The 19,018-nt window shown below is 33.6% G+C and carries 17 protein-coding genes and 1 riboswitch; of the genes, 13 read left to right on the forward strand and 4 right to left on the reverse strand.

Annotation, left to right across the window (positions count from 1 at the left end; all coding sequences use genetic code 11):
- Window position 1: 1 nt before the first annotated feature.
- The 5 genes from BS101_RS08800 to BS101_RS23750 all read left to right on the forward strand — a co-directional run bounded on the left by BS101_RS08800 (window position 2) and on the right by BS101_RS23750 (window position 5,068).
- Complete coding sequence (locus BS101_RS08800; RefSeq protein ID WP_073538488.1) at window positions 2-220, forward strand: HypC/HybG/HupF family hydrogenase formation chaperone; 219 nt, start codon at window positions 2-4, stop codon at window positions 218-220.
- Complete coding sequence (gene hypD, locus BS101_RS08805) at window positions 213-1,283, forward strand: hydrogenase formation protein HypD (protein ID WP_073538489.1); 1,071 nt, start codon at window positions 213-215, stop codon at window positions 1,281-1,283. Before BS101_RS08800 ends, hypD begins: the two co-directional genes overlap by 8 nt.
- A complete protein-coding gene (gene hypE, locus BS101_RS08810) occupies window positions 1,283-2,284 on the forward strand; it encodes a hydrogenase expression/formation protein HypE (RefSeq protein WP_073538490.1) in 1,002 nt (333 codons plus the stop codon). The genes hypD and hypE overlap by 1 nt, the downstream gene beginning before the upstream one ends.
- Window positions 2,285-3,318: 1,034 nt before the next feature.
- On the forward strand, window positions 3,319-4,764 hold the full coding sequence (locus tag BS101_RS08820) for an FAD-dependent oxidoreductase (protein WP_073538492.1): 1,446 nt from the start codon (window positions 3,319-3,321) through the stop codon (window positions 4,762-4,764).
- A gap of 55 nt (window positions 4,765-4,819) precedes the next feature.
- Window positions 4,820-5,068 carry a transposase gene (locus BS101_RS23750; protein ID WP_242951434.1) on the forward strand — a complete coding sequence of 83 codons (249 nt, stop codon included), beginning with the start codon at window positions 4,820-4,822 and terminating at the stop codon, window positions 5,066-5,068.
- 475 nt (window positions 5,069-5,543) lie between these two features.
- On the opposite strand, the gene BS101_RS08830 is transcribed toward BS101_RS23750, so the two are convergent.
- Window positions 5,544-5,882: an MmcQ/YjbR family DNA-binding protein gene (locus tag BS101_RS08830; RefSeq protein ID WP_242951435.1), complete on the reverse strand. Its 339-nt coding sequence runs from the start codon at window positions 5,880-5,882 to the stop codon at window positions 5,544-5,546.
- A gap of 43 nt (window positions 5,883-5,925) precedes the next feature.
- A complete protein-coding gene (locus BS101_RS08835; RefSeq protein WP_083585673.1) occupies window positions 5,926-6,060 on the reverse strand; it encodes a DUF523 domain-containing protein in 135 nt (44 codons plus the stop codon).
- A 435-nt stretch (window positions 6,061-6,495) separates the two neighbouring features.
- Between BS101_RS08835 and BS101_RS23755 the strand changes: the two genes are divergently transcribed.
- From BS101_RS23755 to BS101_RS08865, 7 genes are all read left to right on the forward strand, one after another.
- On the forward strand, window positions 6,496-6,663 hold the full coding sequence (locus BS101_RS23755) for a hypothetical protein (protein WP_242951436.1): 168 nt from the start codon (window positions 6,496-6,498) through the stop codon (window positions 6,661-6,663).
- Between the two features lie 243 nt (window positions 6,664-6,906).
- The gene (locus tag BS101_RS08840; RefSeq protein ID WP_242951477.1) at window positions 6,907-9,552 is read left to right on the forward strand and encodes a sensor histidine kinase; all 2,646 of its coding nucleotides are present in this window, start codon (window positions 6,907-6,909) and stop codon (window positions 9,550-9,552) included.
- On the forward strand, window positions 9,549-10,265 hold the full coding sequence (locus BS101_RS08845) for a response regulator (RefSeq protein ID WP_073538494.1): 717 nt from the start codon (window positions 9,549-9,551) through the stop codon (window positions 10,263-10,265). Before BS101_RS08840 ends, BS101_RS08845 begins: the two co-directional genes overlap by 4 nt.
- Window positions 10,266-10,593: 328 nt before the next feature.
- Window positions 10,594-10,671: a K(+)-transporting ATPase subunit F gene (kdpF, locus tag BS101_RS24555; RefSeq protein WP_148204874.1), complete on the forward strand. Its 78-nt coding sequence runs from the start codon at window positions 10,594-10,596 to the stop codon at window positions 10,669-10,671.
- A gap of 21 nt (window positions 10,672-10,692) precedes the next feature.
- Window positions 10,693-12,411 carry a potassium-transporting ATPase subunit KdpA gene (gene kdpA / locus BS101_RS08855; RefSeq protein ID WP_073538496.1) on the forward strand — a complete coding sequence of 573 codons (1,719 nt, stop codon included), beginning with the start codon at window positions 10,693-10,695 and terminating at the stop codon, window positions 12,409-12,411.
- Between the two features lie 13 nt (window positions 12,412-12,424).
- Complete coding sequence (gene kdpB / locus BS101_RS08860) at window positions 12,425-14,479, forward strand: potassium-transporting ATPase subunit KdpB (RefSeq protein WP_073538497.1); 2,055 nt, start codon at window positions 12,425-12,427, stop codon at window positions 14,477-14,479.
- A 231-nt stretch (window positions 14,480-14,710) separates the two neighbouring features.
- Window positions 14,711-15,343, forward strand: coding sequence for a K(+)-transporting ATPase subunit C (locus BS101_RS08865; protein WP_073541207.1), 633 nt, complete (start codon window positions 14,711-14,713; stop codon window positions 15,341-15,343).
- A 270-nt stretch (window positions 15,344-15,613) separates the two neighbouring features.
- On the opposite strand, the gene BS101_RS08870 is transcribed toward BS101_RS08865, so the two are convergent.
- On the reverse strand, window positions 15,614-16,789 hold the full coding sequence (locus BS101_RS08870; RefSeq protein WP_073538498.1) for a phosphoribosylaminoimidazolecarboxamide formyltransferase: 1,176 nt from the start codon (window positions 16,787-16,789) through the stop codon (window positions 15,614-15,616).
- Between the two features lie 113 nt (window positions 16,790-16,902).
- Entirely contained in the window at window positions 16,903-17,451 is a 549-nt protein-coding gene (locus tag BS101_RS08875) for a hydrolase (RefSeq protein WP_073538499.1), read from the reverse strand.
- 292 nt (window positions 17,452-17,743) lie between these two features.
- Window positions 17,744-17,860: riboswitch (THF riboswitch) on the forward strand.
- 140 nt (window positions 17,861-18,000) lie between these two features.
- On the opposite strand from BS101_RS08875, the gene BS101_RS08880 reads away from it, so the two are divergent.
- On the forward strand, window positions 18,001-18,792 hold the full coding sequence (locus tag BS101_RS08880) for an ECF transporter S component (RefSeq protein ID WP_073538500.1): 792 nt from the start codon (window positions 18,001-18,003) through the stop codon (window positions 18,790-18,792).
- Window positions 18,793-19,018: the final 226 nt, after the last annotated feature.

Consider the following 19,018-nt stretch of genomic DNA (forward strand, 5'->3'; position numbering starts at 1 on the left):
AATGTGTCTTGCGATTCCAGGCATAATAAAATCTATTCATGGAAATTTAGCTAAAGTGGATATTATGGGTATAGAAAAAAATGTGGATATTGAACTTATAGAAAATCCTGAAATAAAAGATTATATTTTAATACATGCGGGTTTTGGAATAGAGAAGATTGATAGAGAATATTTTCATTACTTAAAAAAGGTATTTCAAGAGGAAATAGAAAATGAGTGAAAATGAGCTCCTAATTAATTTAATTAATAAAATCAAAAACAGTGATATAGGGCGCTTCACCATAATGGAGATATGTGGTACTCATACTCAAAGTATAGCAAAAATGGGCATAAGGAAATTACTTTATCCAAAGGTAAATTTAGTATCAGGGCCAGGATGCCCAGTTTGTGTTACATCGGAAGGTTATATAGATGCAGCCATTGAACTTTTAAACAGAGATAATATTATATTGACGACCTTTGGTGATCTGATGAAAGTTTGGGGAACAAAAGAAAATTTGATAGAACAAAGAGAAAAAGGAAAGAAAATCAATATAGTATATTCTCCTTTAGATGCACTTAAAATCGCAGAAGAAAATAAAAGTTTTGAAGTAGTTTTCCTAGCAGTTGGTTTTGAAACTACTGTTCCGTTAATCGGACTCACTGTAAAAAAGGCAAAAGAAAATAATATTAACAATTTTTTTATTTTGAGTAGTTTAAAGGTTATGAAGCCAGTTTTACATAAAATATTAAAGGATGAAAATTGTAAAATTCAAGGAATTATATGTCCGGGACATGTGGCAGTTGTAACAGGTGCTGACTATTTCAAATTTATTAAGGAAAATTATAATATTGCTTCTGTAGTATCTGGTTTTGAGAGTTTAGATATTATATCTTCAATATATTTTTTAATCAAACAAAATTGTAGATGTGAAAAAAAGTTTGAAAATTTATATAGAACCTGTGTAACGCCAAATGGAAATTTACTTGCCAGGAGGATTATTAAAGAATGTTTTTTTCAAAGTAGCTGTATGTGGAGAGGTATTGGCAAAATTGAAAAGTCGGGTTTGTATTTAAATAGAAAATATGAAGAATTTGATGCTGTAAATAAATTCAAATTGACAATAGAAGAAAAAAATAAAAGTGATTGTATATGCGGTGAAATCATATTAGGGAAAAAGATTCCTTATGATTGTGAGTTTTTTGGGGGAGAATGTATTCCAGAGTCTCCAGTTGGGCCCTGCATGGTGTCTTCAGAAGGGTCTTGTTCTATTTATTATAAGTATGGGGGGTATAAAAAATAATGAATGAAGTTATTAAATTAGTTCACGGTCATGGTGGAAAACACACAAATGAATTAATTGAAAGTATCTTTTACAAATATTTTAACAACACTATTTTAGACTTGGGGGCGGATTCAGCTATATTTCCTGTAAGTCAAGGCAAAATGGCATTTACTACAGATTCTTTTGTTGTAAAACCTCTATTTTTTTCTGGAGGGAATATTGGGAAGCTTGCAGTTTGTGGTACTGTAAATGATTTAGCTGTGTCAGGGGCAAAGCCCTTATATTTAAGTGCAGGATTTATAATAGAAGAAGGTTTTCCAATTGAAACTCTTGATTTAATAGTTAAAGAAATGGCTCTGCAGTGTGAAGTTTCAAAGATTAAAATTGTAACCGGGGATACTAAAGTTGTTGAAAAAGGCTGTATAGATGGATTGTTTATAAATACTTCCGGAGTAGGTATTATTGAAAACAATTATGAAATAAAGAATGTTGAACCTGGAGATAAGATAATTGTAAGTGGGAATATAGGAGAACATGGTACTACTATAGCCCTTGAAAGGTATAATATAGATATAAAAAGCAATATTAAAAGTGATTGTGCTCCAGTTTATAGAATTATAAGCACGCTTAAAGAATACTATCCTTTTATAAAAATAATGAAAGATCCCACAAGGGGAGGGCTTGTTACAATATTAAATGAAATTTCAGACAGAGTAGGCTTAAGTGTAAAGCTCCTGGAAGAAAGTATACCCATTGAAAGAGAGATATCTGCCGTAAATCAAATATTAGGATTGGATCCACTATACATGGCTTGTGAAGGAAGAGGTGTGTTTGTAGTTAAGAGTGAAATGGCTGAGGAAATATTAAATAAGCTTCATAATTTAGAGCAGTGTGGCAATGCAAGTATCATAGGGAGCTTTACTGATGATTTAGAGCATATGGTATACATGGAAAATTCCTTTGGTGGTATGAGGATTCTAAATATTTTAGATGGAGAGATGCTGCCAAGGATATGCTAAAAGGGTATAAAAAATTATTAAGCAGAAAGAGCTTACATTATTAAAACTAATCTAAAACAGTCAAAATCATAAAAAAATAGAGAGCAATTGGGATGTATTTAATGACTAAGCAGCTTAAAATGATTTGTTGTAAAGTTTATCACTTTTTGAAGTTCATTAGTTGCATGACTTCTTATATAATCCATTATCACTTCATTTGCAACATTTCCGACAAAATGAACCTAATGTATAGTTACTTAATATAACCATATACGCCTGTCTCAATAATAATTTGTTTATGATATTATTAATTAAGTCGTAGAAATAAATTTTTGCGTGTTAAATCCTAAGTATACCATTTTAAGGAGGAACTTATATAGAACTTGAAGAAAAGGTAAAATTCCTTAAATATATGTCAATTTATAGTATATACTTTTCAGCACATAACACAGCTGCTGGTATTGTCTCCCCCTAGTGTGGTATGGTTCAGCCAATGTGGCTTATTCCAATTTATAGAAATTTTGAAAGCTATATTTCTAGGATATATAAAAAAGCATGATTTTAAGGTGTTTGGTTGGTATAGAATTGCACTTGGTATTCTTGTTATACTTATAACGATCGTTTATTTCATCCAATTTATTGAAGATACTTTGCACTTCAGTGACATTATCTATACTTTTCTGGAACTAAAAGAAGTATTTTATTCAATACTGATGATACCATATTTTGTTATTAGCTAGAGTGAAAAATACTCTAGTTTTATTTTTTATGGCTACTTTTATTGGACACTATAACTAAATCGTATATAGGTATTGATATTGCACAGTTCATAAATCTTATTCTTTTCCCTCCGAACATACCTTATCTTCTTTTATCGAAAGACTTTTTCTCGACTGTAATTCATACAAAGAGTATTCTGTCATGAAGGCTCCTGTTAATGCCAAGGGTTACCATAAATAATTGAGTTTTGAAGCTGGACATTTATAATCTATCCTATAATAAAAATCTGTGTATATTGCAAAAAAAAATGGAATACTAAGCATGAGGTGATTTACATGGAAAGTGTATGGAATTCTGAGGTTAATTTTAGAAAAAGAGAAGCCTTAAATAAAAATATAGAATGTGATATTGTTATAATAGGGGCTGGAATGGCCGGACTTATGACAGCATATATACTTAATAAGAGTGGAAGAGAAGTTGTCGTTATTGATGCAAAAAGCATCGCAGGTGGAGTTACGAAAAATACAACTGCCAAGATAACATGTCAACATGACCTAATTTATAATAATTTAATAAAGGAATTTGGTGAAGAAGGAGCAAGGCAATATGCTAAGGCTAATGGACTTGCAATACAAAAATACAAGGAAATAATTGATGAAGAAAATATTGATTGTAATTTTGAATACAAGGATTCATATGTGTATTCTTTAGATAATACCCAAAGTCTTGAGGATGAATATAATGCAGCTAAGAAGTTAGGAATCGATGCAGAATTAGTAGATGAGTTAAACCTTCCCTTTAAGATTAAAAAAGCGTTGAAATTTAAGAATCAAGCACAGTTTAATCCACTTAAATTTTTAAGACCAATTTCAGAAAAACTCACTATTTATGAAAATACAACAGCACTTGATATTACTGAAGAAAATTCTGTAGTTACAAAGGATGGAATAAAAATTAAAGCAAATAAAATAGTAGTAGCAACACATTATCCATTTTTAAATACCCCAGGCTATTATTTTATGAAAATGCACCAGGAAAGATCTTATGTTATAGCTTTAGAAAATGCTCAAGATGTAAATGGAATGTATATAGGCATTGATAAAACCGCATATTCATTTAGAAATTATAAAAATTTGTTATTGTTTGGAGGTATAACTCAAAGAACCGGTGAAAATGAGGAAGGTGGAGCTTATGATAAGTTAAGAAAAGCAGCCAAAGAATTTTATCCAAATTCCATAGAAAAATATCATTGGTCAGCACAAGATTGTATGACCTTAGATAATATACCTTACATAGGGCATTATTCATCAAAAACTCCTAATATCTACGTTGAAACGGGATTTAAAAAATGGGGGATGACAAGTTCAATGGCAGCTGCAATGATAATAAGTGATATGATTCTTGAAAATGGAAATGACTTTTCAGAAATATTTTCACCTAGAAGATTTGATGCATCGTCATCCATGGAAAATGCTGCTAATGATCTTATAATAACAGCAAAGAACTTTATTGCACAAAGAATAGATATTCCTGATAAAAATTTAGAAAATATTCAAAAAGGCCATGGCGGGGTTGTAGAATATAAAGATCAAAAGGTTGGAGTTTATAAAGATAATGATGAAAATATATTTACAGTATCAACCAAATGTGCTCATTTAGGATGTGAACTTCACTGGAATGCTGATGAATTAACCTGGGATTGTCCTTGCCACGGCTCACGATATGATTATAAGGGAAATTGGATACAAAGCCCTACAAATAAGTCTCTTGATGAAATATAAGTTTATAAATAAATGTTAAATTTCGAATTATTATACTATAAAAAATTTATCGTTAATGAATGAAAATATCCTAAAACAAATACATGAAATCTACTCGTTAAGATGGCAGGTTGAGCTTATTTTTAAGATATGGAAATCAATATTTCACATATCTAATGTAAAACCGGTAAAAATTGAGCGTTTTAAATGTCAACTGTATGGTAAGCTCATTCTGTTAGTCTTAAGTTCTATAGTTATGTTTAAAATGAGAGCTGAACTTTTGGAAAAGAATAGATTTGGGGCAAGTGAGATCAAAGCCGCATAAATAATACATGAACACATTGAAAATCTTTATTTAGTTTCATGAGAAAGACTTCAAATAACTGTAAAATTTTAACGAGAATGTATAACTGTATACGTAAAAATGGACGAAAATCACACCGTAAGGACAAAAAAATCTTCTTTGACATTCTTGGAGTTTCCTACAACCGTCAAGAAAAGAGGCGCAAATCCGCCGCATAAAACAATTTCATTATAATATAATTTAGAATTTATGTATTCAAAAAATTATAAATACATGAATCTTTTTTATTTCACTTAAATCTATACCAAACTAAACAATACATATGTTTACATCTCTAAGAAAGGGTAAACTACTTCCCTTTTGTTTTATTAGAATTTCTACATTGTTATATCTTTCAAAATTTCTCCAAAAGCAATAAAAGCACACACGAACTTAATACGCCCCAAATAGAAGGAATCTGACTTTTCGAATCTAATCAGTAATTTTCTAAAGCGATTCATCCAGGGGTAGTGGGAGCATCCGTTTCATGAAAAGGGCTATCCAAAACAATTGTAATCCAGTGTTTTGTATTCATATGGTATGCTGGCAAAATCCCTTGGTGGCTTCCTAATAAACTATTTAATGCTGGGTCGCACTTCAAGTCTAATATCTCATCACTTCCTTTTTTTGTAAAATCTAATTTAATTCTCGGTACATTCATAATTAGTCCGTACCATTTGCCGCTACCATCATGTCTAAGCACCGCATAATCTGGATATTTATCAGGCTCTGTATCAAATTTTTCCTTTACATAATCAAAAATTTCTTCTTTTTCTATCGTAAAAATGCCTCTCAAGATTCTAATTTATCGGTATTTGATAAATAATTCATATGTCACATTAATTTACATTTATAACAATTTCACAACATGCTCTTGGAGTAGGTAATCCAACTAACTGTTCTGGACATACCAGTATCGCTTGTCCTTGCTTCACTAATTCAACTATAGCTCTATGTTTATTATTTAGCATCATCTCGTGGCAATTTATACCAAATATAGTAAAGTAAATGGGATCTTTATACCCTAAAATTTTTTCATCGAACTCACGTTAATATTACAAATAAAATAAAAGGTGGAATTTCAGGGAAACATACTTTTAGATATTTGATCATTTTTTGATATATTATCAATTTAAATGAAGCAAATTAAGAGGATTCTTATATGATACTAAAATGTAAGATTTAATGTTTTTTCATTTTCTATAAATTTTATACAATGATAATTATATAAAATTTACATTAAATGTATATTAGTTTACTTATTTAGTTTTATATAAATAAAAGCAACATATTATTTTTATGTAGACATTACTAGGACCATAGATAACTTATATTTATGTTCTACAAGTACCGTAAAAGGCAGGGCAGTAGAAGTATTCAGATTCATAAGGGAATGTAACCTGGCTGATTTGGAGGGGGTTAATTCACTGTTCAATCTTAAAATAGGAGATTTAGTATTTCATAAAGTTTTCGGACAGGGAAAAGTAACTGAGAGGGAAGATAAAAGGGTAAGCATATTATTTTCAGACAATATTGAAAGAGCTTTTGTAGTTCGGTACTTTATAGTGGACAGTTAAGTCAAAGGGGAGGTGTTTATAACAAATGAAATTTCTATGACATTATTGTGTTAAGAGGATATATCCACTTTGTTTTTAATTGTATGCCTTAATGCAATCTTAATACTATAGTGGATATCGTAATGCTATATTGACTTTTACTATGCTACAATTAAAATAAAAAATAATTTTTGTATAAAGAGGTGCTTTTTAGTGGGTATTCACCAAACAAATTCAAATTTACTTACGGAGCAGCTTTTAAATATGTCCACAGAAAAAAGGCAGGGAAAGTTGAGGATATATTTTGGGTATGCGGCAGGTGTGGGGAAAACCTGTGCCATGTTAAATGATGCTCATGAAATGAAAAAAGATGGCATTGATGTGGTTGCCGGATATATTGAACCACATGCCCGTCCGGAAACTATGGCTCTATTAGATGGTCTGGAGCTTTTACCACCGCTGGAGGTACTATATAGTGGCATTATGTTGAAAGAATTTGATCTTGATAGTGCTCTTAAGAGAAAGCCACAGCTTATTTTAGTGGATGAGCTGGCCCATTCAAATGCAGCAGGATGCCGTCATAAAAAGCGATATCAGGATGTGGAGGAATTACTTCATGCAGGTATAGATGTGTATACTACCATCAATGTTCAGCATATAGAAAGTTTAAATGATGTTGTCGCCTCCATCACTGGAATTTCAGTACGTGAACGTATTCCAGACAGCGTGTTTGATGGTGCAGATCAAGTAGAACTTGTGGATATAGAACCGGATGATTTGATAGATAGACTCAATAAAGGGAAGGTATATGGTAGAGAACAGGCACAAAGGGCACTTGTCAATTTTTTTACAAAAGAGAAGCTGGTGGCCTTACGAGAGATTGCTTTACGCCGGACGGCAGATCAAGTGAACCGGGTTGCGGTATTAAACAATAAACAATCAAAAAACGGTGGTCATTATACCAATGAACATATTTTAGTATGTTTATCCTCGGCCCCTTCCAATGCCAAGGTCATACGTACAGCAGCCAGAATGGCAGATGCCTTTCATGGCACATTTACAGCACTGCTTGTGGAAACACCCCAAATCAAGGAGTTATCGGAAAAGAATATGATAAAGCTAAGAGAAAACTTGCGGCTAGCGGAGCAACTAAGTGCTCAGATTGCTACGGTGTATGGTGAAGATATTCCTATGCAGATTGCAGAATATGCCACAGCAAGTAGGGTATCAAAGATTGTCATAGGACGTTCTAACCATGTTAAGAAATGGTTTGCAAAAACCAATTTTGTAGATAGGTTGATTACGTTGGCACCCAATCTTGATATTTATATTATTCCAGATACACAGTCATCTTTTTATGTTAGAACTTATAAGTTTACAAAGCCCCTGGAGTTATCACTGCCTGATATTTTTAAATCTGCAGGTATTTTATTTGTATGTACTCTGATTGGGCTGTGGTTTGATTCTCTTGGATTCAGTGAATCAAACATTATTATGGTATATATTTTAGGTGTTTTGTTCAATGCTATGGTTACAAATGGGAAAATATACAGCGCAGTGGCATCTATATTAAGTGTACTGGTGTTCAATTATTTCTTTACATACCCTTATTTTTCTCTTTTAGCATATGATCCGGGATACCTTGTTACCTTTTTAGTTATGCTGATGGCCTCTTTTATAGCTAGTACATTGACAAAACGGGTAAAGGAACAGGCTCGTTATTCTGCACAAAAAGCTTATCGTACGGAAGTGCTTCTTGAAACCAACCGGAAATTACAGCAGGCAAAGGATAAATCTGAAATTTTCAGCGAGACGGCACATCAATTGGTAAAGCTTCTTGACAGAACTGTGATCTTTTATCCCGAGCAGCACAATACATTATCTGAACCACTTGTTTTCTCAAAGGATGGATGGGAGGGTGATCTTAAGACTTACTTGAAAACAGATGAACGTGCAGTAGCTGAGTGGGTGTATAAAAATAATAAACGTGCTGGTGCTACAACAAATACTCTTTCTGCTGCCAAATGTTTATACCTTGCGGTGCGCAGCAGTGATGTGGTATTTGCCGTTGTTGGAATTGTCATGGATAAGAAAGTACTGTTGGAGGCTTTTGAAAAAAGCCTGATGATTGCTATGTTGGGTGATTGTGCTCTGTCTCTGGAAAAAGAAAAACTCAATGAAAGGCAAAAACAGATTTCCATACAGATACAACAGGAGAAGCTCCGCGGCAATTTGCTCAGAACAATCTCCCATGATTTACGCACGCCTCTTACAAGTATATCGGGCAATGCTGGTATTCTCATGGGAAATTCTAAAGTGTTAAGCGAAGAACAAAAAAAGGGGCTTTATACAGATATTTATGATGATTCCATGTGGCTTATCAACTTAGTTGAAAATCTTCTGTCTATTACTCGAATTGAAGACGGTAAGATAAACTTGAATTTGCAGCCAGAACTTTTAGAGGAAATTATTGCAGAAGCACTGTGCCACATTAACCGCAATAGCGTGAATTACCATATCGAAACAATAGTGGATGATGAACTGATCATGGCAAAAGTGGATTCTCGTCTCATTATCCAGGTCATTATTAATATTGTAGATAATGCCATTAAATACACCCCTCCTGGGTCTCATATCGTAATTTCAGCCAAAAGGAGAAAACAATTTATTTTAGTGGAAATAGCAGATGATGGTCATGGTATCGAAGATGAGGCAAAAGACAGGTTATTCGACATGTTTTATACTGTAGACAATATCCGTGGAGATAGCCGCAGGGGACTGGGGCTTGGACTTTCTTTATGTAAGTCTATTGTTCATGCTCACGGCGGTACAATTTATGTAAAAGATAATATTCCGCAGGGTACGGTGATTTGCTTTACCTTGCAAGCACAGGAGGTAAAATTATCATGAATAAACCATTGATTCTTGTAGTGGAAGATGATAAAGCCATCCGTAAGCTTATTACCACTACACTGGAAACACAAGGGTATAGATACCATACTGCAGAAACTGGAAGTGCATCTATTTTAGAGGCAGTTTCTAGGCAGCCAGATATTATAATTCTGGATTTAGGTTTGCCTGATATAGATGGTGTCGAAATTATTAAAAAGATACGGGCATGGTCTAATATTCCCATTATTGTTGTCAGCGCCCGAAGTGAGGATAGGGACAAAATTGATTCCTTGGATGCTGGTGCAGATGATTATTTAACAAAGCCTTTCAGTGTTGAAGAGCTTTTAGCACGACTTCGGGTTAGTCTGCGTCGTATTCGCTATGATAATAAGAAGCTTCTAAAGGATGCTGCTATTTTTATAAATAACGGTTTAAAAATCGACTATGAAGCTGGCTGTGTGTGGTTGGATGGAGATGAGGTACATCTTACTCCCATTGAATATAAATTGATTTGTCTACTTGCTAAGAATGTAGGAAAGGTTCTGACGCATAATTTTATTTTACATGAAATCTGGGGAAACTATTCAAGTGATATTTCTGCTCTTCGTGTTTTTATGGCAACTCTTCGAAAAAAGATAGAAAAAGAGCCTTCAAAACCCAAATACATTCAAACTCACATTGGAGTTGGCTATCGTATGCTGAGAGTTGTGGATGACAGTGAGATCATTTAAATTGTATTTTATAAAAAAGCATAATAAATTAGATAAATACGGATAATAACTCTGTACTATTTCTTTATAAAAGTGCAGGTTATTTTTGTCGTTCAATTTTTGGGAAATATTTGAAAAAATCATCTTAATGAAGTATTAATGTGATTAAAAAAACTCTAACACTGGCTTAATAAGAAATGTGATACACTAAAGCATATTCAAGGGAAGGAGGGAATTGAAATGGATTTTTTAATGCTTGGTATCTTAGCAGTGTGTTTTATATTAGCTAAACTTTTAACTGATTGGTGCGGCCGTCATGTGGAAAAATAGTACAATAGGAGGGCTTTTTATGATATTACTTGGAATTATCATTTTAGCGTTAGGAGCATATTTGGTATATGCTCTGATAAATCCGGAAAAATTTTAATTGAAGATTGGAGGAAAATTTATGTTGCAAATCATTTTGATATTGGCAATCTTCATTGTTCTTGTTATTCCAATGGGAAAATATTTATACCATATTATGGCCAGAAAGCATACTTTTTTAGATCCAGTTTTTGACCCCATTGATGGTGCGATTTACCGTATATGTGGTATTGATAAGAAAGAAATGAATTGGAAGCAGTATGTTACAACACTGCTTGCAACCAATGCACTCATGGTACTAATTGGATATTTGATTTTAAGACTTCAGGTACTTCACATTTTTAACCCCAATGGCATCAGTGGAATGGAACCAAGTTTGTCATTTAATACCATTATCAGTTTCATGACAAATACAAACCTTCAGCACTATTCCGGGGAATCTGGACTTTCATATTTAAGTCAGATGATGGTAATTACCTTTATGATGTTTACTTCTGCGGCTACTGGATTTTCTGCTGCCATGGCGTTTATTCGAGGTCTTGGGGGGAGAACAAAAACTATGGGTAACTTTTACGTGGATTTAATACGTATTATAACCCGTGTTTTGCTCCCCATTTCCATATTAGGTGGATTACTTCTTGTTTATCTCGGAGTTCCTCAAACCTTGTCAGCCAATTTGACTGTTGGAACAATTGAAGGGAAGTTTCAGGATATTGCCATGGGACCAATAGCTTCTCTGGAAATAATTAAACATTTGGGAACAAATGGAGGGGGATTTTTTGGTGCAAATTCGTCAACGCCATTTGAAAATCCTAATATATTTACAAATATTATAGAAATAATTTCCATGATGATTTTACCAGGTGCTTGTGTAGTTGCATTCGGTCACATGGTTCATGATGGTAAAAAAGAAGAAGAAAAGAAAAATCCAAAGAGAATTTTTTTTGGAAGAGAAGGAAGGACGATTTTTGTTGTTATGTCCATAATCTTCATAATGGGGCTTGTTATCTGCTTCGTGTCTGAGAGTGCCGGAAATCCTTTATTGGCACAAGCCGGATTAAGTCAAAGCATGGGGAGCATGGAAGGTAAGGAGGTACGGTTTGGCATTGCCCAATCCTCACTTTTTACAACAGTTACGACTGCTTTCACTACAGGTTCAATCAACAATATGCATGACACTTTAACGCCTATGGGAGGATTTGTTGCACTGCTTTTTATGATGCTCAATGTGGTATTTGGGGGCAAGGGTGTAGGACTTATGAATATGATCCTTTATGCTATTCTTGCAGTTTTTATATGTGGACTTATGATTGGCCGTACGCCGGAATATCTGGGTAAAAAAATTGAAGGAAAGGAAATGAAGCTGACAGCACTGGGGATTATCATCCATCCTTTGATTATTCTAGCCTTTGCTGCACTGGCAATAGCAGTTCCAGCGGGGTTAAAAGGAATCACCAATCCTGGTTTTCATGGTTTGACCCAGGTTGTATACGAATATGCATCTTCAGCTGCAAATAACGGTTCAGGGTTTGAGGGATTGGCTGATAATACCTATTTTTGGAATATCACTACAGGGCTTGCTATGTTCTTTGGACGTTACTTATCCATTATAATTCAGATTGCCATTGCAAGTTCACTAATGTTGAAACGTCCGGTGAGCGAATCTGTGGGTACGCTTAAAACAGATACAGGAACATTTGCGGTAGCATTGCTCATGGTTATACTTATTATTGCTGCACTCACATTTTTTCCAGTGCTGGCACTTGGCCCTATTGCGGAACATTTGACTTTATGGAAATAAGGAGGAGTCTTTCATGAATAAAGATACAAAAACAAAATTTATTACAAAAGATATTCTTAGGACCTCCATATTTGGAGCCTTTAAGAAACTTAACCTCAAATATATGGTAAAAAATCCTGTTATGTTTGTGGTGGAAGTGGGTTTTGTGGTGACTATTCTCCTTTCATTCTTCCCGGATATTTTTGGAGATAAGGGGAATAACCTGCGTTTATATAACATAGTAGTATCCTTTATTTTACTCATCACAGTATTTTTTTCAAACTTTGCAGAGTCAATTGCAGAAGGTAGAGGAAAAGCACAGGCTGAAAGCTTGAAGAAAACTCAAAAAGACATGCAGGCCTGTGTTATAAGTGACGATGGAAAAGAGACTATTGTCAATGCCAGCATGCTAAAAAAGGGTGATATTGTTTTAGTAAAGGCAGGAGAATTTATTCCCAATGACGGTGAAGTAATTCAGGGAATTGCCTCCGTAGACGAATCCGCTATTACTGGAGAGTCCGCTCCTGTGGTAAAGGAAAGCGGAGGAGATTTTGCTTCCGTAACTGGCGGTACTACAGTAGTAAGTGACTGGCTGAAGATACAAATTACTTCTGAGCCCGGACATTCCTTTATTGATAGAATGATTACCATGGTAGAAGGTGCTTCGCGTAAAAAAACACCGAATGAAATTGCACTAAATACATTATTGGTAAGTTTAACCATAATTTTTCTGATTGTTATTGTTACTCTTTATCCCATAGCGGTATATATGGAGGTGCGTATTCCTATTTCCACACTTGTTGCATTAACTGTATGTCTTATTCCTACAACTATTGGAGGGCTGTTGTCTGCAATTGGTATCGCGGGTATGGATCGTGTTACCCGTTTTAACGTCATTGCTATGTCCGGTAAAGCAGTGGAAGCCTGTGGAGATGTGGATACTATGATTTTAGATAAAACTGGAACTATAACTTACGGAAATCGCATGGCATCAAAATTTATACCTGTAGGAAATGTGAAAGAGCAGGAGTTAATTCATTATGCTGTTATAAGTTCTTTAAGAGACAACACTCCAGAGGGAAAATCCATTGTAGAGCTTGGCGGGAAGCTTACTGGGATACAAAATGAAGATATACCTGGTATGGAGTTTATAGAGTTTACTGCGCAGACACGTATGAGTGGCGTGAAGCTTCCAGATGGCACAAGAATCCGCAAAGGTGCTTCTGACGCAATTGAGAAGTATGTTCAAGAATTAGGTGGTGTGATTCCAAAGGATTTAGCTGTGCAGGTAAGGGAAGTGTCAAAGCTTGGTGGTACCCCTCTGATGGTTTGTGTGAATGACAGGATTTTAGGAGTTATTTATTTGAAGGATACTATAAAAGCTGGGCTTGTAGAGCGCTTTGCAAGACTTAGGGCTATCGGAATTAAAACTGTAATGTGTACCGGTGATAACCCTTTAACAGCAGCTACTATAGCACAGGAAGCCGGTGTGGACAGTTTTATTGCAGAATGCAAACCGGAGGATAAGATTGAAGCCATTAAAGCTGAGCAGGCTGAGGGCAAGGTGGTTGCCATGACAGGTGATGGTACCAATGATGCCCCAGCACTGGCACAGGCAGATGTGGGTATTGCAATGAACAGTGGAACTTCTGCGGCAAAAGAAGCAGCCAACATGGTGGATTTGGATTCCGATCCCACTAAAATATTGGATGTTGTAGAAATCGGAAAGCAGCTTTTAATTACACGAGGTTCATTAACTACATTTAGTATTGCTAATGATGTAGCAAAGTATTTTGCAATTATACCTGCCATATTTATGGGGGTCATTCCGCAGATGAATATATTGAATATTATGTCACTGTCTACATCCTATAGTGCAATTTTGGCCGCTTTGATTTTTAACGCTGTTATTATTCCATGTCTGATTCCACTTGCCATGAAGGGGGTTAAATATAAACCACAACGTTCTGAAAAGTTGCTCACCCGTAATATGTTGATTTATGGTCTGGGAGGTATTATAGCACCTTTTGTAGGAATCAAAGTGATTGATCTTATTATTACGCCATTGCTTACGACCTTTGGCCTATAAAAAATTCTTTTTGGGGAAAAGGAGGGGGTTTTTATGGATAGCTTTCTAAAGAATGTGGGTATTATGGCAATTGGATTTCTGGTGGTCTATATCTATAAAAAGATAGTAGACTATTATGATCTTGAACAATTGGAATCTCTTGAATGTGACAAGGAGTGTGAATTCATTAAAAAAGTTGATAAAGAAATGCCCTACCATAACACCCTTGGGTTTAGAATAGGAGGTGATAAAATGAGTACATTTTTTAAAGCAATAAAAAAAACATTTTTGGTTACACTGGTGCTGCTATTAATATGTGGGCTGGCTTACCCTCTGATTATCACAGGCATCAGCCAGATAATATTTCCCAAGCAGGCTAATGGAAGTTTAGTGATGGTAAATGGTAAGAATGTTGGTTCTGCTCTTATAGGTCAGGATTTTACAGATGACAGATTTATGAAAAGTCGTCCATCTGCAGTTAATTATAATACGTATACTAAGGAAGAAAAAGATAATGGTCAGTATACTGGAGTTGGGTCTGGGTCAAAAAATTATGCACCTACCAATCCTGAACTAGTCAAACGTGTACAGAAGGACATAAATGAATTTTTAAAGGCAAATCCTTCTATTAAAAAAGAGAATATTTCTACTGATTTATTGACGGCATCTGGCTCTGGCCTTGATCCACATATAAGTCCTGAGTCCGCTGCTGTTCAAATTCCAGCTTTAGTGGAAAATACTGGTTTATCAAAGGATAAGCTGGAGACAATTGTTAAAAATAATACGCAGGGCAAAGCTTTTGGGGTTTTTGGAAGCGAGACAGTAAATGTACTGAAGGTAAATCGGGATATTGCAAAGGAATTGGGATTGTTTAATAAAAAATAAGCGGAATGTCGATGTCCTGTTTTTAAATTTTTATGATGACTTGACATAATAAAAAATTTAATGAAATATACCTAAAGTTTTCATTCTAAAATATAATTTATATAGACTTTAGGTATATTTTTGAATTGTAATATAATAAACTGTCAAATGGTGAATTTCTAGTGTTATGCTCATGGCTAATCAAAAAAAATCACTAAGGGGGTTTTATGTATGCAGGCTGTTTCAAAAATTATGAATTGTAAACTTTAAAATATTTGGGGTATGTAATTTTTAATGGTGAAATAATCGTATATTTGAAAAAGCCATTACCATATTATATTCATTGCATGCGTCTATTACTATATCGTCTCTCAATGAACCACCAGGCTGGACTATATATTTTACACCACTTTGAAATGCTCTATCAATGTTATCTCTAAATGGAAAGAATGCATCTGAACCTAAACATACTCCGGATAAATTAGATAGCCAAGATGCTTTTTCTTCCTTTGTCAGTCTATTAGGTATTTTATTAAGCACTTTATTCCATTCCTTTATCTCCACTTTAGTAATATCATCTCTTAAGTATTGTTCTATGACATTATCTTTGTTTGGTGTTGAAACGCCTTCTTTGAAAGATAAACTGAGAACAGCAGGATGTTGCCTTAAATACCATATATCTGCTTTTGATGCGGCCAATCTTGTGCAGTGTACACGGGATTGCTGTCCTGCACCAACACCAATTGTTTGACCGTCTAAAGCAAAACATACAGAATTGGATTGGGTGTATTTTAAAGTGATCATTGAAACAAGTAAGTCTCGTTTTGCTTCATCTGTAATGTTTTTAGTATTTGTCACTATATTATCAAGCATATCGTGTTTCAGTAGAATATCATTCCTTTTTTGCTCAAATGTTATGCCGAATATTTCTCTTCTTTCTATATTTTCAGGTTTATAATCATAATCCATTTTAATAATGCAGTAATTTCCTTTTTTCTTTTTCATTAAAAGTTTTAGGGCTTCATCTGTATATCCTGGAGCAATTATTCCATCTGAAACAGATCTACTTAAAATTGTTGCAGTAGATACATCAACAATATCACTTATAGCTGCCCAATCACCATAAGAAGACATTCTATCTGCACCTCTGGCTCTGGCATAAGCAGAAGCCACAGGAGATAATTCAATATCTTCAACAAAATATGCCTTTTTTAATATATCACTTAAAGGAAGACCTATTGCAGCACCGGCTGGACTTACATGTTTAAAAGATGCTGCTGCGGGTAATCCTAGTGTTTGTTTTAATTCTTTCACCAATTGCCATGAATTAAAAGCATCCATAAAATTAATATAACCTGGTTTACCATTCAAAATTTTAAATGGTAATATTTTATCTTTTACATAAATTCTTGATGGATTTTGATGTGGATTGCATCCATATTTAAGTATAACTTCAGAACTTCTCATTACTATAACCTCCAAAATAATTCAATCACTAATCTTTTGATATTAGTTGTTACTTCAAAATCCTTTGAGCTGTTGTTTCAAAGGATTATTTAGTAACTGACAGCTATTTTATTTTACTTGATTAACTTCGATAGCTCCTTAAATAACTGTGTTCCCGCCATTTTCAACAAATCGAAGAACACCGTTTCGGTGTTACTTATCACAGCTCCCATTGCCGACATTTGGGATAGACCGTTTAAGTAATTTTCTTTTGTACGAGAACATACAGCGTCACCTACAACAAACACCTGATAATTACGAGCAAGTAAATCTCTAACTGTTTGAAAAACACATACATGGGTTTCCATTCCTGTAATAATAATTTTCTTTTTTCCTGATTGTTTTAAGGTATTAATTACTTCATCAGTGCAGCTGGAAAAAGTAATTTTTTCATGGACTGATACTTCATTAATATTGTAGTGTATTTCTGGAACTGTTTTTCCAAGACCTTTTGGATATTGTTCGGTGATAATTGTGGGAATCTCTAACTTATTGGAGACAGATAGTAAGGTATTGGTATTTTGAATTACTTTTTGGGAAGTGGGCATTGCAGGAACTAGACGTTCCTGAATGTCAATAACTATTAGTGCTGATTCTTCTTGTATTAAAGTAAATTTATCCATTAAATAATCTCTCCTTTTTTAATATAGCTTAATTAAACTTTACAGTAAAAATCATTTATAATCTAAAGTAATCTATTTTATTATACAATAAAATAATCAAAAATATATGATAGAGATAGAGTTCAATATGCTATTTTAAATGGGGGTGGAAAACTATAGATTTGGTTCACAGGTAAAATATCAAAAAGAGATACCAACTGAACTTATTCTATATAGGGTAACTGCGGGATAAATGTAATAAAATTACTATATTGGACAATGCTTGACTTATTTTGTATAATTGATTCAAAGTAGCAGAGTAAATATTATGCGTAAAGTGTTAGAGAATGGGAGGTTGTCTCTAAACGAAAAGCTTAAATACTTGTTATATAAGATTTAAAGCTTACGATATAATGTTGCTTCCGCTGTTACATTAAAGAGATCTTAATATTTATTTCTTTTCTCTTTAGTGTGGCTGCATTAAAGAGAAAAGAGGTGGTTCTGTGAAAAAATTAAATTAACTTTCTGTGTAAGTTAGATTTAAATTATAACATACTGGAGGTAAGATATGTGAAAAGCAGAATGAATTTAAGATTTCTTGTTATTACAGCAGTTTTTATTGCTATTGCAATTGTTTTAAGACCCTTTGCTATAACTGTGGCTGCAGGCGGTATATTAACCATGAGAATAAGCTTTGATGCCATATGTTACACAGCACCGGGACTTATTTTTGGTCCGCTATATGGGGGAATTGCAGGGGGATTGATAGATGTATTTGGATATATGATGAAACCTATGGGTGGATATATTCCTTTGTTCACCATAACTAATATAATAGCAGGCATTTTACCTGCTGTGCTGTGGAGGGGCATAAGAAATAAAAGTAATTACAAAATTAGAAATTATTACAGTATATTCTTTATATTGCTGTTCCTAATAGGTTTTATAAATTTTATTATAGTGAAATTTATGTCTAATACTACTTTAAGCAGATTATTGATGTTTTTGGGCAAAAAATCTCAATACTTTAGTTATGGATTTATGCTGATAGGTATCATAGGTATTTTAATCTTGCTTATAAATCTATCTATTAATAAAAATTCGGGCAAGTTTCATAGTTTTATAAACAATTACTATTTTAAGATGGTAATTGTTTTAGGCATTTCGGGAATTTTTATATGTACTATAAATACCTATATTCTACTTATATTCACTCCAGCTCTTATAGCTAAAGGATTTATGTTCTTATGGATACCTAGAATAGTTGAAACTTTACTTATGACTGCAATTAATTCTTATATAGTATGCATAATTCTATATTCCTATAATTTATTTTATAGTAGAGTAGTTAAAAAGGCTTAAAAAGGATTTAGTTTATCCGATAAATATAAATACAATATGTAAAGTGAAATTTTAATATACATTATAAATATTATGTATATTAAAATTAATGTAAACACATAAACTATAAATATTAAATTCAGTATATAAAAAAATGCTATATGATTGACAAAAACTTAAGTTCAGTATTATAATTACATTACTTTTACTTTAACGGATCTTGGGAATATTAGCTAATTTTAGCGTT

This window comes from Clostridium kluyveri (assembly GCF_001902295.1).
Taxonomy (GTDB): domain Bacteria; phylum Bacillota; class Clostridia; order Clostridiales; family Clostridiaceae; genus Clostridium_B; species Clostridium_B kluyveri_B.